The sequence below is a fragment of the Budvicia diplopodorum genome, assembly GCF_009800925.1.
Lineage (GTDB): Bacteria > Pseudomonadota > Gammaproteobacteria > Enterobacterales > Enterobacteriaceae > Budvicia > Budvicia diplopodorum.
In genome coordinates, this window is record NZ_WOYF01000002.1 from 241,333 (window position 1) to 267,484 (window position 26,152).

Annotated in this window: 23 protein-coding genes and 1 other annotated feature; of the genes, 11 read left to right on the forward strand and 12 right to left on the reverse strand. The window is 47.1% G+C overall.

Features of this window, described 5'->3' with window-relative positions:
- The first annotated feature begins 337 nt into the window (after positions 1 to 337).
- A complete protein-coding gene (gene satP / locus GVI43_RS03490; protein ID WP_159565356.1) occupies positions 338 to 910 on the forward strand; it encodes an acetate uptake transporter in 573 nt (190 codons plus the stop codon).
- Positions 911 to 985: 75 nt separating this feature from the next.
- Here satP and GVI43_RS03495 read toward each other — a convergent pair whose 3' ends face one another.
- The 3 genes from GVI43_RS03495 to tal form a co-directional block, all read right to left on the reverse strand.
- Positions 986 to 2,317, reverse strand: a complete 1,332-nt coding sequence (locus tag GVI43_RS03495) for an MFS transporter (protein ID WP_159565357.1) — start codon at positions 2,315 to 2,317, stop codon at positions 986 to 988.
- Positions 2,318 to 2,445: 128 nt separating this feature from the next.
- The gene (gene mog / locus GVI43_RS03500; RefSeq protein ID WP_159565358.1) at positions 2,446 to 3,033 is read right to left on the reverse strand and encodes a molybdopterin adenylyltransferase; all 588 of its coding nucleotides are present in this window, start codon (positions 3,031 to 3,033) and stop codon (positions 2,446 to 2,448) included.
- A 135-nt stretch (positions 3,034 to 3,168) separates the two neighbouring features.
- Positions 3,169 to 4,122: a transaldolase gene (gene tal / locus GVI43_RS03505; protein WP_159565359.1), complete on the reverse strand. Its 954-nt coding sequence runs from the start codon at positions 4,120 to 4,122 to the stop codon at positions 3,169 to 3,171.
- A gap of 335 nt (positions 4,123 to 4,457) precedes the next feature.
- Between tal and yaaA the strand changes: the two genes are divergently transcribed.
- Positions 4,458 to 5,240, forward strand: a complete 783-nt coding sequence (gene yaaA / locus GVI43_RS03510) for a peroxide stress protein YaaA (RefSeq protein ID WP_159565360.1) — start codon at positions 4,458 to 4,460, stop codon at positions 5,238 to 5,240.
- 149 nt (positions 5,241 to 5,389) lie between these two features.
- Here the strand turns inward: yaaA and thrC are convergent, their stop codons facing one another.
- The 4 genes from thrC to GVI43_RS03530 all read right to left on the reverse strand — a co-directional run bounded on the left by thrC (position 5,390) and on the right by GVI43_RS03530 (position 11,200).
- A complete protein-coding gene (gene thrC / locus GVI43_RS03515) occupies positions 5,390 to 6,679 on the reverse strand; it encodes a threonine synthase (RefSeq protein WP_159565361.1) in 1,290 nt (429 codons plus the stop codon).
- Positions 6,680 to 6,686: 7 nt separating this feature from the next.
- Positions 6,687 to 7,625 (reverse strand): homoserine kinase, encoded by a 939-nt coding sequence (gene thrB, locus GVI43_RS03520; RefSeq protein ID WP_159565362.1) that lies wholly within the window; start codon positions 7,623 to 7,625, stop codon positions 6,687 to 6,689.
- Position 7,626: 1 nt separating this feature from the next.
- Positions 7,627 to 10,086 carry a bifunctional aspartate kinase/homoserine dehydrogenase I gene (thrA, locus tag GVI43_RS03525; RefSeq protein ID WP_159565363.1) on the reverse strand — a complete coding sequence of 820 codons (2,460 nt, stop codon included), beginning with the start codon at positions 10,084 to 10,086 and terminating at the stop codon, positions 7,627 to 7,629.
- Positions 10,087 to 10,146: 60 nt separating this feature from the next.
- Positions 10,147 to 10,261: a sequence feature (Thr leader region), on the reverse strand.
- Between the two features lie 252 nt (positions 10,262 to 10,513).
- Positions 10,514 to 11,200, reverse strand: coding sequence for a tRNA/rRNA methyltransferase (locus GVI43_RS03530; RefSeq protein ID WP_159565364.1), 687 nt, complete (start codon positions 11,198 to 11,200; stop codon positions 10,514 to 10,516).
- Between the two features lie 1,258 nt (positions 11,201 to 12,458).
- Here GVI43_RS03530 and arcA point away from each other — a divergent pair.
- Complete coding sequence (gene arcA, locus GVI43_RS03535) at positions 12,459 to 13,178, forward strand: two-component system response regulator ArcA (RefSeq protein ID WP_159565365.1); 720 nt, start codon at positions 12,459 to 12,461, stop codon at positions 13,176 to 13,178.
- A gap of 83 nt (positions 13,179 to 13,261) precedes the next feature.
- Here the strand turns inward: arcA and creA are convergent, their stop codons facing one another.
- Positions 13,262 to 13,735 carry a protein CreA gene (creA, locus tag GVI43_RS03540; RefSeq protein WP_425482118.1) on the reverse strand — a complete coding sequence of 158 codons (474 nt, stop codon included), beginning with the start codon at positions 13,733 to 13,735 and terminating at the stop codon, positions 13,262 to 13,264.
- Between the two features lie 369 nt (positions 13,736 to 14,104).
- On the opposite strand from creA, the gene robA reads away from it, so the two are divergent.
- Positions 14,105 to 14,977, forward strand: coding sequence for an MDR efflux pump AcrAB transcriptional activator RobA (gene robA, locus GVI43_RS03545; protein ID WP_159565367.1), 873 nt, complete (start codon positions 14,105 to 14,107; stop codon positions 14,975 to 14,977).
- Here the strand turns inward: robA and gpmB are convergent.
- Positions 14,974 to 15,621 (reverse strand): 2,3-diphosphoglycerate-dependent phosphoglycerate mutase GpmB, encoded by a 648-nt coding sequence (gpmB, locus tag GVI43_RS03550; RefSeq protein ID WP_159565368.1) that lies wholly within the window; start codon positions 15,619 to 15,621, stop codon positions 14,974 to 14,976. The genes robA and gpmB overlap by 4 nt on opposite strands.
- Before the next feature lie 53 nt (positions 15,622 to 15,674).
- Here gpmB and yjjX point away from each other — a divergent pair, with 53 nt between their 5' ends.
- Positions 15,675 to 16,202 carry an inosine/xanthosine triphosphatase gene (gene yjjX / locus GVI43_RS03555; RefSeq protein WP_159565467.1) on the forward strand — a complete coding sequence of 176 codons (528 nt, stop codon included), beginning with the start codon at positions 15,675 to 15,677 and terminating at the stop codon, positions 16,200 to 16,202.
- Between the two features lie 73 nt (positions 16,203 to 16,275).
- Here the strand turns inward: yjjX and trpR are convergent, their stop codons facing one another.
- Positions 16,276 to 16,590: a trp operon repressor gene (trpR, locus tag GVI43_RS03560; RefSeq protein WP_159565369.1), complete on the reverse strand. Its 315-nt coding sequence runs from the start codon at positions 16,588 to 16,590 to the stop codon at positions 16,276 to 16,278.
- A gap of 92 nt (positions 16,591 to 16,682) precedes the next feature.
- On the reverse strand, positions 16,683 to 18,599 hold the full coding sequence (gene sltY / locus GVI43_RS03565; protein ID WP_159565370.1) for a murein transglycosylase: 1,917 nt from the start codon (positions 18,597 to 18,599) through the stop codon (positions 16,683 to 16,685).
- Positions 18,600 to 19,199: 600 nt separating this feature from the next.
- Here sltY and ettA point away from each other — a divergent pair.
- Positions 19,200 to 20,867, forward strand: a complete 1,668-nt coding sequence (gene ettA, locus GVI43_RS03570; RefSeq protein ID WP_159565371.1) for an energy-dependent translational throttle protein EttA — start codon at positions 19,200 to 19,202, stop codon at positions 20,865 to 20,867.
- 149 nt (positions 20,868 to 21,016) lie between these two features.
- Complete coding sequence (locus tag GVI43_RS03575) at positions 21,017 to 21,670, forward strand: Rossmann-fold NAD(P)-binding domain-containing protein (protein WP_159565372.1); 654 nt, start codon at positions 21,017 to 21,019, stop codon at positions 21,668 to 21,670.
- A gap of 3 nt (positions 21,671 to 21,673) precedes the next feature.
- On the opposite strand, the gene GVI43_RS03580 is transcribed toward GVI43_RS03575, so the two are convergent.
- Positions 21,674 to 22,585, reverse strand: a complete 912-nt coding sequence (locus tag GVI43_RS03580; RefSeq protein ID WP_159565373.1) for a LysR family transcriptional regulator — start codon at positions 22,583 to 22,585, stop codon at positions 21,674 to 21,676.
- Between the two features lie 105 nt (positions 22,586 to 22,690).
- Here GVI43_RS03580 and GVI43_RS03585 point away from each other — a divergent pair, with 105 nt between their 5' ends.
- The 4 genes from GVI43_RS03585 (at position 22,691) to GVI43_RS03600 (ending at position 26,150) form a co-directional block, all read left to right on the forward strand.
- A complete protein-coding gene (locus GVI43_RS03585) occupies positions 22,691 to 23,692 on the forward strand; it encodes a zinc-binding alcohol dehydrogenase family protein (protein ID WP_159565374.1) in 1,002 nt (333 codons plus the stop codon).
- Between the two features lie 163 nt (positions 23,693 to 23,855).
- Positions 23,856 to 25,145, forward strand: a complete 1,290-nt coding sequence (locus tag GVI43_RS03590) for an FAD-dependent oxidoreductase (protein ID WP_159565375.1) — start codon at positions 23,856 to 23,858, stop codon at positions 25,143 to 25,145.
- Positions 25,142 to 25,417 (forward strand): ferredoxin family protein, encoded by a 276-nt coding sequence (locus GVI43_RS03595; RefSeq protein WP_159565376.1) that lies wholly within the window; start codon positions 25,142 to 25,144, stop codon positions 25,415 to 25,417. The genes GVI43_RS03590 and GVI43_RS03595 overlap by 4 nt, the downstream gene beginning before the upstream one ends.
- Before the next feature lie 166 nt (positions 25,418 to 25,583).
- The gene (locus GVI43_RS03600) at positions 25,584 to 26,150 is read left to right on the forward strand and encodes a glycerol-3-phosphate responsive antiterminator (RefSeq protein ID WP_159565377.1); all 567 of its coding nucleotides are present in this window, start codon (positions 25,584 to 25,586) and stop codon (positions 26,148 to 26,150) included.
- Positions 26,151 to 26,152: the final 2 nt, after the last annotated feature.

A 26,152-nucleotide genomic window follows, 5' to 3' on the forward strand; every position in this document is an offset into this window, starting at 1 on the left:
CTTAAAAGCCGTATTCGTTCACATACTCACCTATATGGGGACATAAAATAACTTTTCAACTGCCGTTCAATTAACAATTTGAAGTCATACATCCATAGGCTCGTTCTGCCGTTGTACATAAGATGGGGGCACGAAACTCTGCATCAAGGGGGAAAATAAAAAAATTTTGCATTATTACTGATCTAAACCATTGTATCGGGGCTCAACGCTCATTATCATTCGGCGCTCACTTGTAACACTCAGATTTTATTTACAAGCGGCCATTGGAAATTAATTCCCCAGTAGCGGATAGAAATTCTATTTTTTTATTTAATATTCAAGAGAGTACAGAGGATATATGCACTCGAACAAATTAGCGAATCCAGGACCACTAGGGTTGATGGGATTCGGTATGACCACGATTTTATTAAATGTCCATAATGCTGGCTTTTTTCCAGTGACGACCGCAATCATTGCCATGGGCATTTTTTACGGCGGTATAGCTCAAGTTATCGCCGGCATTTTAGAATTTAAAAAGGGTAATACCTTTGGCGTGACGGCCTTTACTTCCTACGGTTTCTTCTGGATGACCTTAGTTGGTATCTTCTTAATTCCACCGGTCGGCCACGTAGAAGCAACCGACGGAACATTCCTCGGCGTCTACTTAGCGCTGTGGGGAATATTCACCTTCTTTATGTTCTTCGGCACGCTGCGCGGTAACCGTGGAATACAGTTCGTATTTGCCAGCCTAACGGTTCTATTCTTCTTACTGTCTTACGGCAATATTACCGGTAATAAAGCAGTGATAAATTTTGCCGGATTTGAAGGCATTATCTGTGGCGCAAGCGCAATCTACTTAGCCATGGCTGAAGTACTGAACGAGCAGTTTGGTCGCACCGTACTGCCAATCGGCGAGCGTAAAGCGTCGTAATATAAGAGTTTCGACGTAAAAAAACCTGCATTTAACTGCAGGTTTTTTATTGTCTCCAATTCAGTACCGCAACAATTAGCTTATCGTTGCTGGCTCCTCTCTCAGCTCTACCGAGCCTGATTCTGCCACCGTCTGAGTCTCATTAATGTCATTACGCAGATAAATCCCGATGGCTAATCCCATTACGGAAAGCGCCAGAACGTAATAGGCCGGGGCCATTGGCGTAAACTTCATCAGGTAAGTGACACATACCGGCGTAAGGCCGCCAAATATGGCATAAGAGACATTATAAGAGAATGAAATACCAGAGAAGCGGACCTCTGCCGGGAAGGCTCTGACGAGTACAAAAGGTACTGCACCCACCACGCCAACGCAAAAACCGGCCAGCGAGTAGGTCAGAAACAGCCGTTCTACGTTAGCCGCCGAGTGATAGAACGCCCAGCTGGAAATGCCGAGCAGAATACTACCGATAATAAAGGTTTTACTGGCGCCAAACCGGTCGGCAAACATACCCGCGACGACGCATCCGAAGCATAGGGCAACAATCGCCATACTGTTAGCCTGCAGCGCAATAACCCGATCGATACCAAACTGAGTTTGCAGATAGTTTGGCGTCATCAAGATAACCACCACGATACCGGCAGATAGCAACCAGGTTAACAGCATTGAAACGCCCACTCCGCGCTGGTGATTAACCACCACTGACTTGAGAGGAAGCTCTTCAGCCAACGTTTTACGGGCCTGCATTTCAATAAATACCGGCGTTTCTTTTAGCCAACGGCGTAAATACATAGCTATCAGGCCAAAAGCGCCGCCTAAGAAGAAAGGTATACGCCAGCCGCCGTTATAAATAGCTTCCTGACTCAGGGTTGTATTAATCAATGTCGCCACTAGCGACCCCAATAAAATGCCGATAGTTAGCCCCGCCGTCAGCACGCCACAGGCAAAGCCAATACGCTTATGCGGTACGTGTTCCGCCACAAACACCCAAGCTCCGGGCACTTCCCCGCCAATTGCTGCGCCCTGAAAAATACGCATTAATAGCAACAGCAACGGAGCCGCAATACCGATGCTCTGATACGTTGGCAACATACCCATCGCCAGCGTAGGCAAAGCCATGAGTAAAATACTGAGTGAGAACATTCTTTTACGGCCAAATAAATCGCCGAAATGCGCCATCACAATGCCGCCTAAAGGACGAGCTAAATAACCGGCCGCAAAGATGCCGTAAGTTTGCATCAGCATTAGCCACTGTGGCATATCGGGTGGAAAGAAAAGCTTGCCGATAACCACGGCAAAAAAAACAAATATAATGAAGTCATAAAACTCAAGCGCGCCACCCAATGCCGCCAAAGTTAACGTTTTATAATCTTGTTTATTGAGTTGGCGATTTTGTTGCTTAGTCATAGATTCCCATCAATTTCTACTGGCTAGTGTAAAAAAAATAGCTTACCTCTTGTAAACTATTTTTTACTATACCGTAATTGTATTGATACACCAGTAGATGGGAATCTTATTCCGCATAATTTTTGAATTTAATTTTTTATGTCGCGGATAGCACTTTTAGGCCGAAAGGCTGCTACAACCTCGGGGTGAGTCTCAATATAAGGCCCATCAAGCAGTTGTATGCAATACGGTACGCTGGCAAAAATACCGGCCACAACCGTCTTTCCTTCAGAATCTTTTACGCCTTCAAGGGTCTCTTGAATCGATTTTGGCTGCCCCGGAAGATTAATAATTAACGCCTGTTTACGGATAACGCCAACCTGACGGGATAAAATCGCCGTGGGCACGTAGTGCAGGCTTATCTGGCGCATTTGTTCACCAAAGCCCGGCATAATACGATCGGCGATAGCTAAAGTGGCATCAGGCGTCACGTCGCGTCTGGCGGGCCCGGTTCCGCCGGTGGTCAACACCAGATGACATCCCATCTCATCGACTAGTTCACACAGAGCCTCTTCAATCAGGGTTTGTTCATCGGGAATCAGTCGGGTTTCCACGCTGAATTCGGTACTTAACGCGCTCTTCAGCCATGACTCCAGCGACGGAATTCCCCGATCCTGATAAACCCCGTTAGAGGCACGATCGGAAATGGAAACCAGACCAATACGTAACTTATTCATTGTAAAACCCCTGTTATTCAACTGCGCCAGCGTGGTTACGCGGAATGCTTTATTCGGCAATCATACCAATGTTTAATCACAGATAAAAAAATACCGACCAAAGGCCGGTATTTTTATCTGAAAAACGGAGAACGATTACAAAAGCGCTGCAATCATCTTTTCTAGTTTTTCCTGATCGATAGCAAACTTACGGATACCGTCGGCCAGCTTATCAACCGCCATTGGATCCTGATTATGCTGCCAGTAGAACTCAGGTTCGGTTAGTGGCGCTGAACGCGCTTTAACTTCACCGCTGTAAGACAGCTTACGCTCTAATTCGCCCTGACTTTCTGACAGCTCTTTCAGTAGAGGTGGCGCTATGGTTAAACGGTCACAGCCAGCCAGCTCAATAATTTCACCAACGTTACGGAAGCTTGCGCCCATAACCACGGTGTTAAAACCGTGCTGCTTGTAATATTCGTAGATGCTTGTTACCGACACAACGCCCGGATCTTCCTGCGGCGCAAACTCTTTCTTGTCGCCGTTAGCTTTGTACCAGTCAAGAATACGACCCACGAACGGAGAGATCAGATAAACGCCGGCTTCCGCACAGGCTCGAGCCTGCGCAAAGGAAAATAGCAGCGTCAGGTTACAGTTGATGCCTTCTTTTTCCAGCTCGGCTGCAGCACAAATGCCCTGCCAGGTTGACGCCAGCTTAATCAGAATGCGGTCATTACTGATACCCGCATCGTTATACAATTTAATCAGATGCTTAGCTTTAACAATGCTGGCTTTAGTATCATAAGAAAGACGAGCATCAACTTCAGTTGAAATTCGGCCGGGGATCAGCTTTAAAATTTCTAATCCAATATTCACTGCCAGCTTGTCAGAAGCATCAATAATCTGCTGTGCGCGATCGGAACTCTGGCTCTTAGCCCATGCAATCGCTTCATCAATAAGTTTACGGTATTCAGGAAGCTGAGCCGCATTCAAAATCAAAGAAGGGTTGGTCGTAGCATCTTGAGGCTTGTACAATTTCATGGCGGCGATATCGCCGGTGTCAGCCACAACGGTAGTAATTTTACGTAGAGAGGTAAGTTTATCTGTCATGATAGATCTCATTGTTAAGCCAAGTAATGATTATACCCAAAATAATTCGGGTAAACGCGCGCAGCCAGCACATCTGCAACTCGAAGTATGATGGATATATTGTTGTATTACCGTACTGCATCGATAATAACATGACTGATTTAGGGTGCAACGGCGTAACTAACCAATAACACAATTTCATCGCTGATTTAAATAGCCTATTTCTTCTACCCTCTGATAACTAGCAGAAAAATAGCTCCATTTTGCTTCAGTTATCTGTCCCTATTAAATCCATCGATTTTTCCATTGAGACTTTCTGCTAAAGTAGGCAAAACGCTTATCTCAGGATTCTGATTATGCTGATTATTATTTCACCGGCTAAAACGCTCGATTACGCCAGCCCGTTAGTGACAACGCGCTATACTCAGCCCGAAATGCTGGACCAGTCGAAAGCGTTAATAAAAGAGTGTCGTAAATTAACCCCCGCCCAAATTGCCAGCCTGATGAGTATCAGCGATAAACTATCAGGGCTGAATGCAGCCCGTTTTGCTGAGTGGCAGCCAGATTTTACGCCTGAAAATGCCCGCCCGGCACTGCTGGCGTTTAAAGGTGATGTCTATACCGGCTTACACGTTGAAGACTTTAACGATCGAGATTTTGATTTTGCCCAGCAGCATCTGCGCATGCTTTCCGGCCTATACGGCTTATTACGTCCGCTGGATTTGATGCAGCCCTATCGTTTAGAAATGGGCACTAAGTTGGGCAATAGCCGAGGGAAAGATCTCTACGCCTTCTGGGGAAAGCGAATTACCGACGGGCTTAATCAGGCATTGAAAGCGCAGGGAGATGACGTATTGATTAATCTGGCTTCTGACGAGTACTTCAAGTCAATACAGGCTCAAGCGCTAGACGGCAGCGTGATTAAACCGGTATTTTTAGATGAGAAAAGCGGAAGATATAAAATCATCAGCTTCTACGCCAAGAAAGCGCGCGGCCTGATGAGCCGGTTTATCATTAAAAATCAGCTAACGCGAGCCGAGCAATTGGTTGATTTTGATCTCGAAGGCTACCAGTTTGCGGAGTCGGAATCTAAAGGCAACGAGCTGGTGTTTAAGCGCTCGGAGCATGCTCACTATTAAATGCAGGCGGCTCAGAAGCAAACATGGTACCACCATGTCGTCATCCCGGTGGAAACCGGGACTCAGGTTTTAGCTAACAAATCAGCGCTTGGCTTAAAGGCTGGACCCCGGTTTCCACCGGGGTGATGACGGGGAAGAAGCAATAATAATCAAGCAGGCAGCGCCATCAGAAAAGCGCGTAACTGGGCAAATTCATTCGGCAGATAGTGCGATAATAGATCCAGATTAGCGCGGTCGGCCAACGCTTTTGGCAACGGCAGCTCAGTGCCTAGAATCTCTTCAACGCTTTCCTTGAACTTAGCCGGATGCGCCGTTCCTAAAAACAGGCCATATTCGCCCTCTTTCAATCCATCGCGCAGCATACGGTAGGCAATAGCCCCGTGAGGTTCAGAGGTATAGCCCAGCTTAGCTAAGCCATGAAGCGTTTCACGAGTAACGTCATCACTCACAGCGCCGTAGCAAAGATCTTTCAGTGGCCATTGTTTACGGCGGAACAATTCTTCGATACGCGGCCAGTTGTTTGGCTGGCTAACGTCCATGGCATTAGACAACGTCGCCACGGTTTTATTTGGCAACCATTGACCATCGGCCAGATAGCGCGGAACGGTATCATTTGCATTGGTTGCCGCAATAAAGCGCTTAACCGGTAATCCCAGAGACTTAGCCAGTAGGCCCGCAGTCAGGTCGCCAAAGTTACCGCTTGGTACCGAAATAACCAACTGATTACGCTGTTCTTGGGTCAACTGAGATACGGCCTCAAAGTAGTAGCATATCTGGGCTAATAGCCGGCTGATATTGATTGAGTTCGCCGAGTTCAGGCCCAACGCTAACTTTAAATCTTCATCATCAAAAGCATGCTTTACTAACGACTGGCAGGCGTCGAAATCACCATCGATAGCTACCGTATGGATATTCCCACCCAGCGTACAGAACAGTTTTTCCTGTAGTGGGCTGATTTTTCCATTCGGATACAAAATAACAACCCGCACATTCTTCAGGCCATAAAATGCATGAGCCACTGCAGCACCGGTATCGCCAGAAGTTGCCGTTAATATAGTAACAGGAGTATCGCCCGCCACTTCCGCCAGCATTTGAGCCATCAAACGACCGCCGAAATCTTTAAACGCCAGCGTCGGGCCGTGAAATAGCTCTAGAATACCGATATCCTTTTCTACCGCTACAACCGGAGCCGGGAATTGAAAAGCCGCCGACACGCGTTTAGCAACCGCATCTGCAGAAATTTCATCACCGATATAGGCCGAAAGTATGCGGGCGCTGCGGGTAACGAAATCCATAGACAGCAGCGAATCGATCGCGGAATCGTCGAAAACCGGTAGCTCTGACGGGAAGAATAACCCTTGCTGTCTACCTAAGCCCTGACGCACTGCCTGAGCAAAGTTAACCTGTTCATTATGATCTTTTAAGTTATACAGTTTCATCTTTTGGCTATTTTCCATTATTCAAATTACGGGCACCGATTGTGTCCAGACGGCAAACGTGGACAAATCCTTCATCGTTTTGTACATAGTTTTTAGCCAACCAGGCTTCAAGCCGCTGGGCGGTATCAAGTTGGTCACTAACGGCAAATATCGTAGGGCCAGAGCCTGAAATACCACAGGCTAAAGCGCCAATGTCGTGAGCCGCTTTGCGAGCTTCAGAAAACCCCGGAAGCAATCGGGTACGATAAGGCTCAGCAATAACGTCCTGCATTAACTTGGCCGCTAGCGCAGGCTGTTGGGTATGACAGGCATGAATAAAACCGGCCAGATAGCGCCCGTGCCGGATGCAGTCCTGTCGTAAATACTGAGCGGGTAAAATCGCTCTGGCCTCTGCCGTTGAGACTTTAATTCCCGGATAAGCCATGACCCAGTACCACTGTTCAAACCCGGGCACTGACTGGCTGATAATACCGTTCTCTTCTAGCATCAGCTGCATCCCGCCCAAATAACAAGGCGCAACGTTGTCATAATGGACGCTGCCGGAAATGCGGCCTTCCAGCTCCCCCATCATAGCCAAAAGCTCAGTTTCATTAAACGGACGCTCACAATACTCATTCAGCGCCATTAAACCAGCAACCACTGAACAGGCGCTTGAACCTAAGCCAGAACCAATTGGCATATTCTTTTCTAATACCATCGCAACCGGAAGTTCACGCCCCAGCGTCTGGCAAAAAAGCGCCCAGCACTGGTAAACGATGTTTTCTTTCGGCTCTGCGGGCAATTTACCCACAAAGCGCCCTTCGTTACGCAGGCTAAATTGATCGGCGGCCTGAATACTGACACAGTCGCCCAATAGCGTTCCATCAACGGGCGATACCGCCGCCCCCAGAACGTCAAAACCCACACTCACGTTACCAATAGAAGCTGGTGCATAAATCTTGATCATCTTAAACTCCCAGCTTGCCTGATAAGGTACGCAGAATATCAGCGAATACGCCCGCTGCGGTAACATCGTTACCCGCACCGTAGCCACGCAGAACTAACGGCAGCGGTTGGTAATAACGAGTATAAAATGCCAGCGCGTTCTCGCCGTTTTTAATTTTAAACAATGGATCGTTTCCATCTACGGCATCGATCTTCACATGGCACTGACCATCGTCAATCATGCCAACATAACGTAACACTTTACCCTGCTGGGCTGCCAGCGTAACGCGCTGTGAAAAATCACCGTCAAGCTGCGACAAACGTTGCATAAAGCTATCAACATCACCGCTGGCGTCAAATGAATCCGGCAATACTGATTCAACGTTAATCTGATCTAGCTCTAACGAATAACCGGCTTCACGAGCCAGAATCAGTAGCTTTCTGGCAACATCCATACCCGATAGATCATCGCGAGGATCCGGCTCAGTATAGCCTTTATGTTTAGCCAGTTTAGTGGCCTCTGACAGGCTCATGCCCTCTTCAAGCATACCGAAAACAAAGGACAGGGAACCAGAAAGGATACCTGAGAAACGCATCAGTTCATCGCCAGCATTGAGCAGGTTCTGTAAGTTTTCTATCACCGGCAGGCCAGCGCCGACGTTGGTGTCATAAAGAAATTTACGGTTGCCAACGCTGGCCGCCTGACGCAGCTGATGGTAATAATTCATTGACCCCGTGTTAGCCTTTTTATTTGGGGTAATCACGTGGAAACCATCGGCAAGGAAGTCCGCATATTGAGACGAAATATCCTGACTTGAAGTACAGTCAACAATCACCGGATTCAACAGATGATAGTCTTTTACCATGCGAATTAAGCGACCCAGATTAAACGGTTCCTGAGCGGCAGCTAACGCCTTGCGCCAGCTATCCATTTCGATACCCAAGGTATTGGTTACCATGCCGCGAGAGTTGGCAATACCGCACACCCGAAGCTCGATATTTTTACGCTTTAGCCACTGCTGCTGACGGTGGATCTGATCTAATAGCGCACCGCCGACGCCACCAACGCCGATCAAGAAGAGATCGATCACCTGATGCGTATCGAACAGTACCTGATGGCTGGCTCTGACGGCCATTGTTGCCGAGTCGTTATTCACTACGGCAGAAATAGAACGTTCGGAAGAACCCTGAGCAATGGCTACGATGTTAATATTAGCCCGCGCTAATGCAGTGAAGAAGCGGGCAGACATGCCACGCTGAGTGCGCATGTTATCGCCAATGACCGAGATAATCGCCAGCTTCTCAATCACATCCAGCGGATCGAGTAAACCATCTTTGAGCTCTAAATAGAATTCATCTTCTAAAGACTTACGGGCACGGGATAGTTCACTCTGATGCACGCAAAAGCTAATACTGTATTCCGATGACGACTGGGTAATCAGTACCACAGAAATACCGGCCCGGGACATCACAGAAAAAACCCTGGCGGCCATACCAACCATACCTTTCATGCCGGGGCCGGAGACGTTAATCATCGCCATATTATTCAGATTAGTGATGCCTTTAACCGGATAACGGTCATCGCCGCTCTCACGGCTGATTAGCGTACCCGGAGCCTGCGGATTGGCCGTATTTTTTATCAGGCAGGGAATTTGGAACTGGGCAATAGGCGCGATAGTGCGGGGATGAAGAACTTTGGCGCCAAAATAAGACAGCTCCATCGCTTCTTGATAGGACATTGACTTCAGCAGCTTTGCACTGGGCACCGATCGTGGGTCACAGGTATATACACCGTCAACGTCGGTCCATATCTCACAGCTGTCAGCGCGCAAACAGGCGGCAAGTACTGCGGCAGAGTAATCTGAACCATTTCGGCCTAACACGACCAGTTCCCCTTTCTCATTACCCGCCGTAAAACCGGCCATCAAAATAACGTGATCTTTGGGAATACCTAGCTCAACCAAACGTCTGGTTGACTCAACAATATCAACGGTTGACTCTAAATAGTGGCCATGCGCCAATAGCATAGCCACCGGGTTAATGACGGTAACGCCATATCCTCTGGCCTGAAATACAGACTCCATAATGGCGATAGAAAGCTTCTCACCCCGGCTAATAATCGAGGCATTCACGCTGTCCGGACACTGGCCTAACAGCGATATACCGTGCAATACGTGCTTGAGCTGAGCAAATTCATGTTCAACAAAGCTTTTAAGCCTAGGGTAATCAAACCCCGGCTGATCGACGGATAGTCCCTGAAGAAGCTCGGCAAAAATTTGCTGCGCATCCAGCATATTAGTGACAACATCTTGACCAGCCACGGTTTTCTCAATCATGGCAACCAGATGATTGGTAATTTTTGCCGGAGCAGACAGTACCGTTGCGGCCTGACCCTGACGTGCATTATTTTCAATGATATCCGCTACGCGCATAAAGCGTTCGGCATTTGCTACTGATGTACCGCCAAATTTCAGAACTCGCATTTCTTGGCCTCCCCTTCCGTTATTCACGCCATTATTTAAAAGCATTGTTTAAAAATATTGCAAAAAAAAACCCGCACTCGATTCTTCGGTGCGGGCTTTTTTATTTTATTTAAGCGTCAGCCCGCCCCGCTACTAATAGTATCGGTGGTGGTCGTTGTAATAATCAGGCTGACGTTTTGCATATCTGTCTCTAAGGGTTTCAATTTACTCTATCTACGGTTAAAGCAAATAGAATAAAGTGTCAATTATTTTTTGAAATTCTAACCAAATTAGTCGTTACGACTTAAATTGGCGAGCAGTTAAAGTAGAACAGACCCGTTTTAAAATCAATGAGATGTGTAAAAATAAGCTAAATTTAATATAATCTTGTTAAATATCAATGCACAAATATTGCATCATTGTTCAAAAGTGACAAATAATCAGCCAATCATAACCGTTTTTCAATATCATTCAGCAAGCGATGGAGCATTGCCACATCCCGCTGTTCGCAAAAACCGATGCGTTGTTGTATCCATTGTGAGAGTTTTTCATCATCAGCCACGTTTAGCTTTTCTAATAGCTGATACATCCTCAGCCTGAGGGTTAAATACTGCTTTTGATCTGGAACGTTTGATTTAACGTGCTGGTCTGGCTGAGCGATCAAATCCGCCAACTGATAGCAATAAACCATCACCGCCTGTCCCAGATTCAATGATGGATAATCAGCCTTCATGGGTACACCGGTCAGTATATCTGCCAAAGCCAGCTCATCGTTCGTTAGCCCAGAGTCTTCACGGCCAAAGATAATTGCCACATCGGATAACCATGCTTTTCTCTCAATGAGCTGCGCGGCAAGCTCAACGGGAGAACAATAATAGTGATAGTGAGCACGGCTTCGGGCAGTTGACGCGACGCTAAAAGTCACATCACTTAGGGCATCCTCAAGGGTATTAAAGCAAACCGCGTTATCTAAGATATCGCCAGAGCCATGAGCCACCCAGCGTGCTGGCGGCTGCAGATGGGCATCGCTGTTGACAATTCTCAGCGAGGTGAACCCCATGGTTTTCATCGCCCTAGCCGCAGCCCCTACGTTCTCTGGCCGGGCAGGTGAAACCAAAATGATATGAAACTGCATACGCTTCCACTACGTGAATTAACAAATCTGAGGCCACTTTACTTAGCTCACTCAAGAATTTCTAGCTAATTCCACAATTAGAATTGTCACAGCAAAAGCTTTTCTTTCTTTAAATTTTCCTAATAACTACATGAATAAACTGGTATTCAGATAGCCAGTGTTTTCTAAATGAATGAATGTTGAATCAATGAGTAACCGACAAATAACAGAATAAAAATCCAATGAATAAATCAAAAATCCAACATAAGATTGAAAAATAAGGTGACTGGCAAAATAAACAGCTTTAATACCACCAAAATTACAATATTACTTTGTGATTAATAGCAAACCGGTTGCAATCACATCTGACCACTTTCGTATCTCACCATAATAGGGTGATGTAGATTGATATTGAACGCAGTAAAAAATATATAGAATGAATACTCATTTCTAGATATTAAATAAATATTGTAGCCACTCGATTAGTTCATTGACTCCCGTTCATTCAACCATAGAAAATTGATTTAATTGAAAATGAAAACCAAAAATAACCATTTGAAATATAACAAAATATTCTTAATGACAATATTAATTAGTCACAATCAATATAGGAATGAACGCACGTTTTCTTGAATATTCATGATATTAAACAGTACGTTTTAGGCTACAACGATTATCACTACGCAAGAAGATTTGGCATCAAATACCAGAAATATCGTTAATCTCTCATTGAGTATCGAGCTTATTTCCTTGTAAGATACGGGGGTCTAATAAATTATAGCTAAAAAGTTGCTAACAAAGATTCCGCAATTAATACTGAGTTACGCCAAATAAACTTCTAACTCTTTTTCCAGCAACTTTAGCCGTATTAGGAAAAATATCCGGTGGAAACAGAGAGATAAATCGGGTGCATATGTAAAAAATCGTCAAGAAGCACGGTGCAATTTGATTGTTTTTGTAGATTTTTCTCACAAATCCACTAATGTGCTATAACTATTATTGATATATATCAACAAGCCACAATTTTGTTGATCGGCAAAAGCAAGACACCTGCTATATTGCTGCTACACTAAGGTAGTTAAATTATCAGTTTTAACAAATCACAGGTATTTTTAGGTAGTTGCCTTGGCCGACCCCGAACCAGCGATTGTGTTGAAATTTGAAAAAAATCGGGATTCGTCCCTTATACTGCAGTAGTAAGTTTGAGCGTCTGCCGACTTGCTTGAACATAACTTCTGTAATATTAAATTTGATTTTGTTGGCAAATTAGGTAACAGACATGCAAACCCCGCATATCCTGATCGTTGAAGACGAGTTAGTAACTCGTAACACATTAAAGAGCATTTTCGAGGCGGAAGGATACGTTGTCTTTGAAGCCAATGATGGTGCCGAAATGCATCGGATTTTATCCGACCACAATATCAATTTGGTCATCATGGATATCAACCTGCCGGGTAAAAATGGTTTGCTGTTAGCGCGTGAACTACGTGAACAAGCTGCCGTTGCCCTAATGTTCTTAACCGGCAGAGATAACGAAGTAGATAAGATCTTAGGGTTAGAAATCGGCGCGGATGATTACATCACCAAACCATTTAATCCTCGTGAACTGACTATCCGTGCTCGCAATCTATTATCCCGTACTATGAATTTAGGCGCGGTGAGCGGTGAAGAACGTAAACTGGTTGAGAACTACAGATTCAACGGTTGGACTCTAGATATCAATAGCCGTTCTCTGGTCGATCCTAGCGGTGAAATGTTTAAGTTACCGCGCAGCGAGTTTCGCGCGATGCTACATTTCTGTGAAAATCCGGGAAAAATACAGTCTCGCGAAGAACTGCTGAAAAAGATGACTGGCCGTGAGCTAAAACCTCACGATCGCACCGTTGACGTTACCATTCGCCGTATTCGTAAACATTTCGAATCAACGCCAGACACCCCAGAGATTATCGCTACTATCCATGGCGAAGGTTACCGTTTCTGCGGTGATTTAGAAGAGTAATACTAACTTCATCAGTATCATTTAAAAAGACCAGTGCCAATGCACTGGTCTTTTTATATCTGCTCTATCAAATCAGCCACAGCCTACGGGTTTTGTGCCGATGACCATGGAATTATAGGTACCGTACTGATCGCATTTTTAGGAGAACCATCAACCACCTTGTCAGAATAAACCAGATAAATCAGCGTATTCCTTTTATCATCGTAAAACCGGACTACCTGCATAGATTTAAAAACAAGCGATGTCCGTTTGCGAAACACGGTCTCACCATCCGATTGACGATTCTTAATTTTATCACTCAGCGCTATCGGACCGATTTGAATGCAAGACAAAGCGCCATCAGCAGTATCCTCAGCCAACCCTAAACCACCTTTAATACCACCAGTTTTAGCCCGGCTTAGGTAGCAGGTCACATTTTGAACCTCTGGATCGTCAAATGCTTCAATGACAATTTTATGATCCGGACCTAACATTTTAAATACAGTATCAACCGAACCGATTTGCTCGGCATTCGCCAGCAGCGGGCTGAATATTGTCAAACAACAAAATAACGGAATGACCTTTCTCACTCATTATCTCCAGTGAAACGGGATTAATTACAACATCCATTGAACAACTAAATTTCTAAATAATGTCGCTATGGAGTCTTAATCATATTAGCCCTGTTTATCAACTTCTGACAAATAGGCATGGAATACGATGCTGAAAAATTGCTATCATGCTTCAAACCGCCCTAAGCCACAGCTATAACCACGGCACGGCACGCGACCGCTTTTGGCGTATTTTATCGAACGATTAAATAGTATTCTTTTGTTAAAAATATTTAAATTGTTCCGTAATCACGCTAAGTTACAGCCTAAGTAAAATAAAACAGCATAGTTACATAAATTCTATAGGTATTCCGCCTAGTTGATGAGGATGTTTTTATGGATCAGGCCAGTATTATTCACGATCTTTTAGACTGGCTCGAAAGTCATTTGGATCAACCGCTATCACTGGACAATGTCGCAGCCAAGTCAGGTTATTCCAAGTGGCACCTACAGAGAATGTTCAAAGAGATCACGGGTCAGGCAATCGGTTCTTATATCAGAGCACGGCGATTGTCTAAGGCTGCTGTGGCATTAAGGCTTACGGCCCGCCCAATCCTTGATGTGGCACTACAATATCGTTTTGATTCCCAACAAACGTTTACCCGCGCGTTTAAAAAGCAGTTTGCTCAGACTCCGGCCTTTTATCGTCGGGCCGATACGTGGAGTGCTGTCGGTATTTGTCCGCCGATCAAACTATCGGGAAATAACCTGTTCCCCGTTGAGTACGTCATGCTAGAAGATAAGTTGCTTATCGGAATAACTCAAAGCTACACCTGTACTCTTGAACAATTGTTCCAGTCAAAAGCTAAAATTCGATTACAGTTCTGGCATCAATACCTAGGCAACCAACCGATTGAAGTCCCGCCGGTGTTATACGGCTTGAATCATTCACGGCCTAGTCAGGAAAAAGATGACGAACAGGAAGTGTTTTACACTACGGCACTGGAACCCCAGCACGTACCTCAGGGTGTAGAAGGGCATTCTATTGCGCTACAGGGCGGTGAATATGCCCTCTTTCGCTATAACGGACCACCGGACGGGCTTTCGCAGTTTGTCCTAACCCTCTATGGAACGTGTTTACCTTTATTAAAGCTTACTCGCCGCAAAGGATATGACATCGAGATATTTCATCCTAAGAGTGGTAAAAGAATAGGTGACGACATCCCACCGATTATTGACGGCGAATACATGATCCCAATCCAGCGTTAACGCTGGATTTCATCAAGCGCATCGGCGGTTAAATGCTGGGTATCCCCGGCAAATTCAACCACCCAACCGGGCGCAAGCCATGGGCTATTCTGGCTCTCGACTAACGACAGAGAGCAATTTTTCAAACGTAAACGACGCTCAGCGTAAGGCGGTAAGCCTAAAACGTTACCCAATAAGCTACCCAACGCAATACCATGGCTAACCAGTAACGCTTTACTGCCTTCCGGTAAGCTCTTGCACTCATCAAGCACGGCACGCATACGCGCAGAAAGCTCAGTTAACGATTCACCTTCGGGAATACGGCCATCGGGGGTTCCATCAAGAATCAATTGGCGGTGTTGTTCTTCTGCCGGCGTCAGCGAGTCGATATCGCGCCGTTCAAGAATGCCCATGTTCAGTTCACGCAGGCGAGAATCATAAGTGGGCTCAATCCGGCAATATTCAGCCAAAAGCGCCGCGGTTTGACGAGTACGACCCAGATCGCTGGCAATGATATGAGTGATGCCAAGATCCTTTAACCTCCGCCCTGCCTGACGGGCCTGAGTCTCACCCATTTCAGTTAAATTGCTGTCCGTTTGCCCTTGAATTTTGCGAGCAACGTTCCATTCTGTTTCACCATGTCGAATTAAGTATACCTGTGTCATGCATGTTATCCGTTATACTGTGGAGACTGTTTTCTTACTATCTTGATTTAACTATGTATCACGTGATTGCCGCGACAACTAACCCTGCAAAAATAAATGCCATTAGCCTGACCTTCACTGAACTATTTGGCCCTGACAGTTGCAGGATCGAAAGCGTTGAAGTCAATAGCGGAGTTCCTAATCAACCGATGGGCGATAAAGAAACCAGAACCGGAGCCCGACATCGAGTAATGTCTGCCCGTCAGGTCCGCCCGGAAGCCGACTTCTGGATTGGCATTGAAGCAGGCATTGATGACGAAATGACCTTTGCGTGGATTGTTATCGAAAATAATCATTGTCGCGGTGAAGCCCGTTCGGCAAGCCTGATCCTTCCACCGGTTATTTTAAAAAGCCTGTATGAAGGAAAAGAGCTTGGTGACGAAATGGCTACCTTGACCGGAATAAAAAATATTAAGCAACAAGGCGGAGCCATTGGCCTGTTTACCCAAGGTAAACTTTCCCGTACCAGCGTTTATCAACAGGCTCTGCTTCTAGCCTTTGTACCCTTCCATAATGAAATTTATCAAACCCGAATTAACTAAATCCTGCGCGGTTAATCATACCCGCAAAGTAAAATCCGATTGAACAATGTTTGTGGTTTATTCTATTTCATGCTTAATCTGGTTTAGCGTCTTCATTGCCTAACAGCGCAGCTTCAAGCCAGCTTTTGAACTCTGGGTTAGCCATTTTAAGGCTGTTTGAACCACGGGTAATGGTGGCAATACCGGCACCAAGTTCACTTTTCAATTCGCGCTGGCTCATTTTTCCGCGCATCAGTTCCTCAATAATTCGAACCCGAGTTCCCAATGCTTCACGCTCGTCAGGAGTTAGCAGAAGCTGTAATAGATCCTGTTGATTCCCATCACAAAAGGCCTGTTGTAATAACGTAATAAAGCCTTGCCACTCAAGCTGGCGATGTTGGTCTGACATTATTTCTACTCCGGACGATGAACTATCTTGCTAGTACGATAGCATAAGCCAGCTAAAAACGGCATAACTAAAGTATGCCGCTCAGTACCAAATCAATAACGGCGTTCCCACTCGTTATCCGTCATCACGATCGGCGACTTATTCATAAAGCTGCGATAAAACAGGTCATAGGCTAAAACATTCTTCACATAGCCACGGGTTTCATTAAACGGAATGCTCTCAACAAAGGCGACAGCATCGAGCCGACCGGCACTGTTATCCAACCATGACCTTACCCGATTAGGGCCAGCGTTATAGGCTGCCGCCGCTAAGATACGGTTTTGGTCAAAGGTCTGATAAGTGTGTTCCAGATAGCTGGTTCCTAACTGAATATTGGTTTCAGGATCAAAAAGCTGACTGGTATTGCTGTAATGAGTAATATCGCTTTGTTTAGCTATTTGCTTAGCCGTTGCTGGCATAAGCTGCATTAAGCCTCTGGCTCCGACCGGCGACTGGGCCTGAGGATTCCATGCGCTCTCTTGGCGAGCAATTGCCATCGCGAATGAAATGCCAATGCTTTTATCATTGGTGGATGCTTTAAATAGGTTGGGGTAAGCCAACGGGAAACGTTCCTCAATGTGATCCCATAGCTTAGCCACAATCGTTGCCTGTACGCTTAAATCAGCCCAGTCCTGCTCGTAGGCATAACGAGCTAACCCTTCTTGTTCTGGTTTATCAAGGCTTAAAATCAGGTTACTCCACTCATTGCGGGCTAAGTTATCCAACCCCCAATACATCAGTTCACGCACCCGATCGACTTCAGGACGCTGTATTAATGCCTGCGTGTATTTGACCGCCTTATCCATCTGCACCGGATAGCTAATACCCAAACGCTGGGCGGCGACCATCGGGTAGAATCCCCTCGCCTTAGTCAGCTCACGCAAGACCGTTTCACCTTCCGTACGCTGGCCGTTTTCCAGCAATCCGTCAGCATACCAGTAGCACCACTCGTCTTTCGCCGCAACGCTTTGAGGCAATTTGGCAATCCATTTGGCGACTCCTTTCTTATCACCATTACTTAGCGACAAACGAATTCGACGCTCAACGAGGTCATCACTACCGCCTTTGGCAAGCGTCTCATCGCGCCACGAAGCCTGCTCGCTGGTCACGCTGTTATCCATCAGACGACCGGCAATAATGTTTTCTAGCCCCTGATGTTCCTCACTACTCATTTTTTGCTGGCGGGAAACCTGAGGCAAAATGGCTCTGGCTTGCTCTACATCTTTACGGGCCAGCTTAGCGAAAGCCAGACGAGTTTCTTCACGAGTAAAATCGGTTGGGGAAAAATCACGGGAAAAAGACGCTACGTTGGCAGGATCTTTTTGTAACTTACTGAGCGCATCACCGATAGTTTTATAGCTGGCAGGAAGCTGTGCTATCAATGAACTGACTAACGGCTCATTGCCAGCCTGACTGGCGATGCTGATACGCTCTAGCGTGGTCAATGCGGTCTGGTTTCCGGCATTACGCCATTCAGCGAATAGCTTATCGCAGGAAGCGGGTAACGACTTTGAACTCAACCATATATTTTTAGCCTCATCGTAAGCTGCCTGCTTTTCGCCGGTAGACCATTTAGCATAGAAATAGTTACAGCGCGCAGCCACTAAATGAGGGGCATCAGGTGCAAATTGTAAAATACCTGACCAGTCCTGACGGTTAGCCAACTCATTGATAAAGTTGTTTTGTAAGTTTCTTGTCAGAGGCAACGTAGGGTAGCGCGCCGTAAATTTACCGGCATCCGCTACCGATAGGGAGCTTAAGTCTTGAGTGAGTTGACGATATTCAAGGTAAGGATAAAGCGGGTAAGCGCTCAGCGTCGGCATCAGGCGGGACACCTCATCCATTTGTTTGCTATCCCACGCCTGTTTAACCTGTTGATAGCGCTCACGTTGAGCATTCAACGAATCGGCCCATACGCTGTTGGCCGCCATCACTATCATTACGCCAGCCAAGAATGTACTTTTCTTCATAAAGTTACGCCAATTATCCGTCACAAACATCCTCACTTATCCTGTCATTCGTTACTGATATTTACTGTATTCACGCAATACCGCGCCCATTGAGTATAAGAGATTTCGACTCAATGTCGGCCCACTGCCCTAAATTTGTCGTCTTAATCTTCATGTAATAACGAGGATGACGCGCAGGGTATTAAGACAGCCAATATTCAATTTCGCTCATTATCAATCCAACTATTGTATTCTAACGCCTGAAACCGAGACAAAAAGGTAAAAAATCAAAAATCTGGAAACGTCGCGCAAATTTTGTTTCTCGTGATATCGCCTTGCCAGATAAAGCATACAATCAGATGAATAATAAAAAATAGCGAGTAGTCACGGTACTCCCGTTAATCATATAGCAGTGATTCTGTCAGATTTAGGGCATAATGACCTATCTATGCCCCATATATACTCAGAATAGTTGAAGTTGCAGTAAGGCCGAAAATGAAACAAACCCGATAACCTGCTCAGGTCAGTCATTCGGGCGCACTAACGCCGCCGCAGCTTTAAACGTCTAGCGTATAGATTATGGATAGTTAACAAAGTAGTCATAACGAGGCTTGAAGAACAGTGGCACAATACGTCTATACTATGCATCGGGTCGGAAAGGTCGTCCCTCCGAAGCGACATATTCTAAAAAATATCTCCCTGAGCTTTTTCCCTGGGGCCAAAATTGGCGTGCTGGGTCTGAACGGTTCAGGTAAATCCACACTGCTGCGCATTATGGCCGGTATCGATACCGACATTGAAGGCGAAGCACGCCCGCATCCCGGTATTAAAATCGGCTACTTGCCGCAAGAACCTCAGCTCAATATGAACCAAACGGTTCGTGAAGCGGTTGAAGAAGCGGTTAGCGAAGTCAAAAATGCCCTAACCCGCTTAGACGAAGTTTATGCTGCGTATGCTGAGCCCGATGCCGACTTTGATAAGCTGGCTAAAGAACAGGGCGTGCTGGAAGGAATCATTCAATCGCACGACGGCCATAACCTTGACCACCAGTTGGAGCGTGCGGCAGATGCCCTGCGCCTGCCCCCTTGGGATGCCCGCATTGAGCATCTGTCGGGCGGTGAACGCCGTCGCGTGGCCATTTGCCAGCTGCTGCTGGAAAAACCAGATATGCTGCTGCTCGATGAGCCAACCAACCACCTTGATGCCGAATCGGTAGCATGGTTAGAACGCTTCCTGCACGACTATGAAGGCACCGTTGTGGCCATTACCCATGACCGCTACTTCCTCGATAACGTTGCCGGTTGGATCCTTGAACTCGACCGCGGTGAAGGCATTCCGTGGGAAGGTAACTACTCCTCATGGCTGGAACAGAAAGATCAGCGTCTGGAGCAAGAAGCCTCTTCTGAAGCGGCACGCCGCAAGTCAATTCAGAAAGAGCTGGAGTGGGTTCGTCAGGGTGCGAAAGGCCGTCAATCCAAAGGTAAAGCTCGTCTGGCCCGCTTTGAAGAACTTAACAGCGTTGAATATCAAAAACGTAACGAAACCAGTGAACTGTTTATTCCACCGGGCCAGCGCTTAGGCGACAAGGTGCTGGAAGTGAATAACCTGACCAAGTCTTACGGTGACCGCCTGCTGATTGATGGCCTGACTTTTGCCATTCCGAAAGGCGCCATTGTCGGTATCATTGGCCCTAACGGTGCGGGTAAATCAACGCTGTTCCGTATGCTTTCCGGCCAAGAGCAGCCAGATTCAGGCGACATCAGCTTAGGTGAAACCGTACAGCTTGCCTCGGTCGATCAGTTCCGTGACAACATGAATAACGGTAAAACCGTTTGGGAAGAAGTATCCGGCGGTCAAGACATCATGCGCATTGGCAACTTTGAAATGCCAAGCCGTGCCTACGTTGGCCGTTTTAACTTTAAAGGCGTCGATCAGGGTAAGCGAGTTGGAGAACTGTCCGGCGGTGAGCGTGGCCGTCTGCATTTAGCCAAACTGCTACAGGTTGGCGGCAATATGTTGCTACTCGATGAGCCAACCAACGATTTGGACATTGAAACCCTGCGTGCGCTGGAAAACGCCCTGTTAGAGTTCCCGGGCTGTGCGATGGTTATTTCCCATGACCGCTGGTTCCTTGACCGAATCGCCACCCATATTCTGGACTACGGTGATGAAGGTAAAGTTGAATTCTTCGAAGGTAACTTTACCGAATACGAAGAGTGGAAAAAGCGCACCATGGGTGCAGAAGCCCTTGAGCCACACCGCATTAAGTATAAGAAGATGATCAAGTAATTTCCGATCTATGCTTAAAGCAGTCAACCATAACGCCCCATTAGGGGCGTTATAATTATGTCAGGCCCGGAGCACTCTTTGCTTAAAAACGTCGCCCTATCAGTGGCGTACTTCAACGCGGTTCAATCCATATTTTCAGGAGAACGCCAATGACAAAAAAAGTCCTATTGCTTGGTGCTACGGGATTAATCGGCGGCCAACTGTTAGCCATGCTGGAATCCGATCCTTACATTACTCATATATATGCCCCAACGCGCAAACCGCTACTTTCCACCAGCGAGAAGCTTATCAACCCGATAGGGCCCGATGTCCAAATTCTATTAGATACCCTAACAGAACCGGTTGATATCGCCTTTTGCTGTTTGGGAACAACCCTAAAAGAAGCAGGAAGCAGAGAAGCATTCCGTTTTGCTGACATGGTACTGCCGGTGCACGGCGGAAAAACCGCCCTTCGCTTAGGCGCAGCTCAATATCTGGTGGTCAGCGCTATCGGTGCTAAAGCCAGCTCATGGATTTTCTATAATCAGACCAAAGGCCGGATGGAACAGGCGCTGATTGCCCAGAACTGGCCTCATTTAGCCCTGCTTCGCCCGTCAATGCTGATCGGCCATCGGGAAAATCCTCGCCAGATTGAACAAATTACCGCGCCGCTATTTCGCCTTTTGCCCGGCAGATGGAAAGGAATCGCATCGAAGGATGTCGCCTACGTTATGTGGAAAATGGCCGTTGACCCGCTCACCAATTCATTAACCATTTTGCAGTCTGACCAAATCAGGCGCAGAGCGGCCAGAGGCCTGGATTAGCCGTTAATTCACCGAATTTAGAGGGGCTGAATGCCCCGCCACTAACGCATGGCTCATCATCGTTTCAATAAAACGATCCAGCGCTGGCATATTCAGTTTACGATCCGAGTAGATCAAATAAAGATCGTTACCGTCTGCCTGCCAGTCGGCTAAAACTGGCCTTAGTTGCCCACAGGCAATAGCCTCTCCGGTTAAAAATGCCGGCAAGAATGCAATACCGCCGCCGGCAATCGCGCACTGGCGCGCATACAGTAAATTATCGGTAACGTGGTCGGCGGGCTGGAGCCAGTGAAAAACCTGATTATCCTTGCGTAACGTACATTCTGACCATGCCCGATGGGTAATACAGCGGTGCCCAGCCAATTGATCGGGGTGAACGATAGGCCCGGACTGCACCAAATAATCAGGCGATGCCAATAGATAGCGAGGATAGTGGCCAAGAAACCGGCCAATCAGCGTTGAATCCTGCGGTTTTCCCGTTCGAATGCCAATATCAAAGCCGGAAGCCACCAGATCGGCCATAGCGTCAGAGACATACACCTCAACCGAAACCTCAGGATACAATCGCTGAAAATCAGTCACCACCGGAGCCAATAGCGTAATGGCCAGACCGGCAGGTGCCGTAATACGAATTCTACCGCTGGGCGACGCTTTCAATATTTGCAAAGACTGCTGCGCCCGTTCTGAAGCCTGAATCATCTCTTGACAGTGCACCAGATAGCGTTCACCCGCAAACGTTAAGCTCAGCTGTCGGGTGGTCCTCATCAGTAATCGGATTCCCAACTGTTGCTCAAGGTGACTAATTCTTTGGCTCACGCTCGACTTAGGTAACCCGGCACGTTTCGCCGCGGCGGTGAAACTGCCCAGTTCGACCACCAGCGTAAACAGCGCCATATCCTGCAGTTGTTTAAACATTATTGTTCATTCTATATAAACAGTTTGTTTGCATAATACTATCTTATCAGTCTTTACGACAGCGACTAGACTGGCTGCAATTATCCTCCCGTAAGGAACCTATTTATGGCCCGTTATGCCATTGCCGTTGACCCGAAAAACCCACAACAGCTGATTAAGATTGACCTTCCACAGCAGGCCCCCGGCGACTTTGATTTGCTAGTCGAAGTAAAAGCGATTGCGATGAACCCGGTAGATACCAAAGTTCACGCCGGTTTAAAACAGAATGGGCTCCAGGAACCGAGGATTTTAGGCTGGGATGCCAGCGGCGTTGTTATTGCCACTGGTTCAAAAGTTGCCGAATTCTCCGTCGGTGACGAAGTGTGGTACGCCGGAGATATTACCCGAGCGGGCAGCAATGCAACCCACCAGCTCATTGATTCAAGAATCGTTTCCCGTAAGCCAAAATCACTAGGCTGGGCAGAGTCCGCAGCCATTCCGCTAACGGCATTAACCGCATGGGAAGGCCTGTTTGAGCACTTAAAAATTCAGGACGCGGGCAGTGACAAAACCCTGTTAATTATCGGCGGTGCCGGTGGCGTAGGATCGCTGGCCATACCTCTAGCCGCATTGCGCAGTAAAGTGCGCATCGTAGCAACCGCCTCACGCCCTGAGTCACAAAAATGGTGCTTAGACCGTGGCGCAGACCTAACCGTGGACTACCGCAACCTTAAAGATAATCTGCTTAAGCACAATATTAAACAGGTGGATTATATCTTTTGCCTGAACGATACCGACGGCCACTGGGAGGCTATGAGCGAAGTTATTGCTCCGTTTGGTCATATCTGCTCGATTGTAGAGAACAAGCAGCCATTAGCTCAACCGCTGATCAGAACTAAAGGCGTCGCCTTCCACTGGGAGCTGATGTTCACCCGCAGTATGTACCAAACGCCGGATATGGCAGAACAAGGCCATATTCTTCAGCAAATCGCCGAAATGCTGGATAAAGGTGAGCTAAAAGGTACGCTAAGCAAAACCCTGCATGGGCTCAGCGTTGAAAGCATTACTGAGGCGCATAAAATGCAGCTGGAAGGTCATATGACCGGTAAAATTGCCGTTGCCTTTTAAGCTAAACATGTAAACCGCTCCGGTATTGAAACCAACTCAATACCGGAGAAAATTAACCAGACCTACCTCGCTCTCTAATTGGGGAAATTCCCGATTTAATCAATAAATTACCCTCACCGAATGCTATACTTTTGGTCATGCTAACCGCAGCGGGATCGATCCAATGGATGAAGATAAGTTTGACGTTATCGTAGTCGGCGGCGGAATTGCCGGCTGTACCTGCGCCTTACTACTGGCACGGGCTGGCGTTAAGGTACTGTTGTTAGAGCGGGCTTCTCATGCCGGAGGAAAAAACGTCTCCGGAGGCCGGTTATATACCTATAGCCTAGACGAGATTATTCCGGGCTTCGCTAATCAGGCTCCCTTAGAACGACAAATCACCCACGAAAAGTTCTCCCTACTCACTGCCGATAGCGCGGTTACGCTGGATTATCACCATCCTATCTTTTCTGAAGGCTCAACGTCCTATAGCGTTCTGAGATCGCGTTTCGATCCATGGTTAATGGCTCAGGCCGAAGCCGCCGGAGCTCAATGCCTGACTGGCGTACAGGTTGATAGCCTTATCGAAAAACAGGGCGTTATCTGTGGGGTTAAAGCCGGGGACGACGAAATTTATGCACGGGCCGTAGTGCTGTCAGAAGGGGCAAATACTCTGCTGGCAGAACGCCATAATCTGGTGTCGAAACCTCAGCCGAAGACCATGGCCGTTGGCGTTAAAGAGGTACTAACCCTCGACTCGGACGTAATTGAAGAACGCTTCGCCCTTGAGGAAAATGAAGGTACGGCATGGCTATTCGCCGGTAATGCCAGCGCAGGAAAAGTCGGCGGCGGCTTTGTCTATACCAACCGCGACACCCTGTCGCTGGGGGTGGTCTGTAATCTATCCGCTCTAAGCGATGCCAACCAGAATCTGGCCGCCATGTTGGAAAACTTCAAACAGCATCCGGCGGTACGGCCGCTGATAAGAAAAACCGAACTGCTTGAATACAGCGCCCATCTGATCCCAGAAGGAGGTATCAACTGCGTGCCGCCGCTTTCTGGGGCTGGCTATGTCATTATCGGAGATGCCGCAGGGCTTTGCGTTAATGCCGGGCACACGGTGCGCGGTATGGATTTGGCGGTGTTATCGGCAAAAGCCGCCGCACAGGCGCTTATTGATGCCAGCCAAACCAATAGCTTCACCGCCCAATCTCTGGCACATTATCGAGCGCATTTAGAAAGCGGTTCGCTGTGGTCTGTGTTACAACAATATCGCTCTTTACCCGAAACGCTGCTGCAAACGCCCGCCCTGTTTGAACGCTACCCGCAGCTTGCCGCCGACATCCTACAACAGCTATATCGCGTCAACGGCACGTCGGCTAAACCGCTGCGGAAAATCATATGGAACAACGTTCGCCGCGCCGGGCTGTTCAAGCTGATTAAAGATGGTATACGAGGAGCCCGTAGCCTATGAGTCCGGAAGAAAAATTAAGCAAAAACCATTACCGGATAAACCCGCATCAGCCTCATATTGTGCTGGCTGACCATCCGGATCGCCGTCAGTTAAGCACGTTGGTTGCCGCCTGCCCCGCAGGACTTTACCAACAAAATTCGGACGGAAGCCTGAGTTTTGACCTTCACGGTTGCCTCGAATGTGGAACTTGCCGGTTATTGTGCGATGAGAAGGTACTGGCTCGCTGGCAATATCCATCGTCAGGCTATGGCATCGTTCTACGCTTCGGCTAATTTTGGTTATGTGAGAGACCTCTGAGCGCTAAAAAATAGTTCATGGTAGGCTGGCTACATTCAGCCCCAATGACGTTCAGTTTGCTGCATAAGGTTCAGTATAAAAATGGAAAATCAACCTAACCGGCGCTAAGACAGGAAACTGAAACAATACAGAGAGCATCCATTGCCCATATCAACAATCCTGAAGCTACACCCGGTTATTGCCGCGGTTAAAGATACGAAAAGCCTCGATCGGGCACTACAGTCAGACTGTAAAATTATTTCGATCCTGTACGGCAACATTTGCAATATCGGCGCTATCGTCCAGCGGATAAAAAAGGCCGACAAATACGCCTTTATCCACGTTGATCTGCTGGATGGCACCTCCAATAAAGAGATCGTTATCGACTTTTTGAAAATCGTTACCGCCGCCGACGGAATTATCAGTACCAAAGCGTCAATGATCAAAGCGGCCCGGGCTCAGGGTTTTTACGGTATTCACCGCCTGTTTCTGATTGATTCTATCTCTTTTCATAATATTGATAAGCAAGTGGCCCAGTCGAACCCAGACTGTATTGAGATCCTGCCGGGATGCATGCCAAAAGTGCTCGGGTGGGTTGCCCAACAGATTAACCTGCCGATTATTGCCGGTGGCTTAGTATGCGATCATGAAGATGCCATGAGTGCGATTAACGCAGGCGCAATGGCGATTTCCACCACCAACACCGGCGTGTGGGAACTTCAATTTTAAGT

Bases quoted from the DNA above. Each gene is read 5' to 3' on its own strand.
- satP (WP_159565356.1), top strand. From the start codon at position 338: ATGCACTCGAACAAATTAGCGAATCCAGGACCACTAGGGTTGATGGGA.
- GVI43_RS03495 (WP_159565357.1), bottom strand. From the start codon at position 2,317: ATGACTAAGCAACAAAATCGCCAACTCAATAAACAAGATTATAAAACG.
- mog (WP_159565358.1), bottom strand. From the start codon at position 3,033: ATGAATAAGTTACGTATTGGTCTGGTTTCCATTTCCGATCGTGCCTCT.
- tal (WP_159565359.1), bottom strand. From the start codon at position 4,122: ATGACAGATAAACTTACCTCTCTACGTAAAATTACTACCGTTGTGGCT.
- yaaA (WP_159565360.1), top strand. From the start codon at position 4,458: ATGCTGATTATTATTTCACCGGCTAAAACGCTCGATTACGCCAGCCCG.
- thrC (WP_159565361.1), bottom strand. From the start codon at position 6,679: ATGAAACTGTATAACTTAAAAGATCATAATGAACAGGTTAACTTTGCT.
- thrB (WP_159565362.1), bottom strand. From the start codon at position 7,625: ATGATCAAGATTTATGCACCAGCTTCTATTGGTAACGTGAGTGTGGGT.
- thrA (WP_159565363.1), bottom strand. From the start codon at position 10,086: ATGCGAGTTCTGAAATTTGGCGGTACATCAGTAGCAAATGCCGAACGC.
- GVI43_RS03530 (WP_159565364.1), bottom strand. From the start codon at position 11,200: ATGCAGTTTCATATCATTTTGGTTTCACCTGCCCGGCCAGAGAACGTA.
- arcA (WP_159565365.1), top strand. From the start codon at position 12,459: ATGCAAACCCCGCATATCCTGATCGTTGAAGACGAGTTAGTAACTCGT.
- robA (WP_159565367.1), top strand. From the start codon at position 14,105: ATGGATCAGGCCAGTATTATTCACGATCTTTTAGACTGGCTCGAAAGT.
- gpmB (WP_159565368.1), bottom strand. From the start codon at position 15,621: ATGACACAGGTATACTTAATTCGACATGGTGAAACAGAATGGAACGTT.
- yjjX (WP_159565467.1), top strand. From the start codon at position 15,675: ATGTATCACGTGATTGCCGCGACAACTAACCCTGCAAAAATAAATGCC.
- trpR (WP_159565369.1), bottom strand. From the start codon at position 16,590: ATGTCAGACCAACATCGCCAGCTTGAGTGGCAAGGCTTTATTACGTTA.
- sltY (WP_159565370.1), bottom strand. From the start codon at position 18,599: ATGAAGAAAAGTACATTCTTGGCTGGCGTAATGATAGTGATGGCGGCC.
- GVI43_RS03575 (WP_159565372.1), top strand. From the start codon at position 21,017: ATGACAAAAAAAGTCCTATTGCTTGGTGCTACGGGATTAATCGGCGGC.
- GVI43_RS03580 (WP_159565373.1), bottom strand. From the start codon at position 22,585: ATGTTTAAACAACTGCAGGATATGGCGCTGTTTACGCTGGTGGTCGAA.
- GVI43_RS03585 (WP_159565374.1), top strand. From the start codon at position 22,691: ATGGCCCGTTATGCCATTGCCGTTGACCCGAAAAACCCACAACAGCTG.
- GVI43_RS03590 (WP_159565375.1), top strand. From the start codon at position 23,856: ATGGATGAAGATAAGTTTGACGTTATCGTAGTCGGCGGCGGAATTGCC.
- GVI43_RS03595 (WP_159565376.1), top strand. From the start codon at position 25,142: ATGAGTCCGGAAGAAAAATTAAGCAAAAACCATTACCGGATAAACCCG.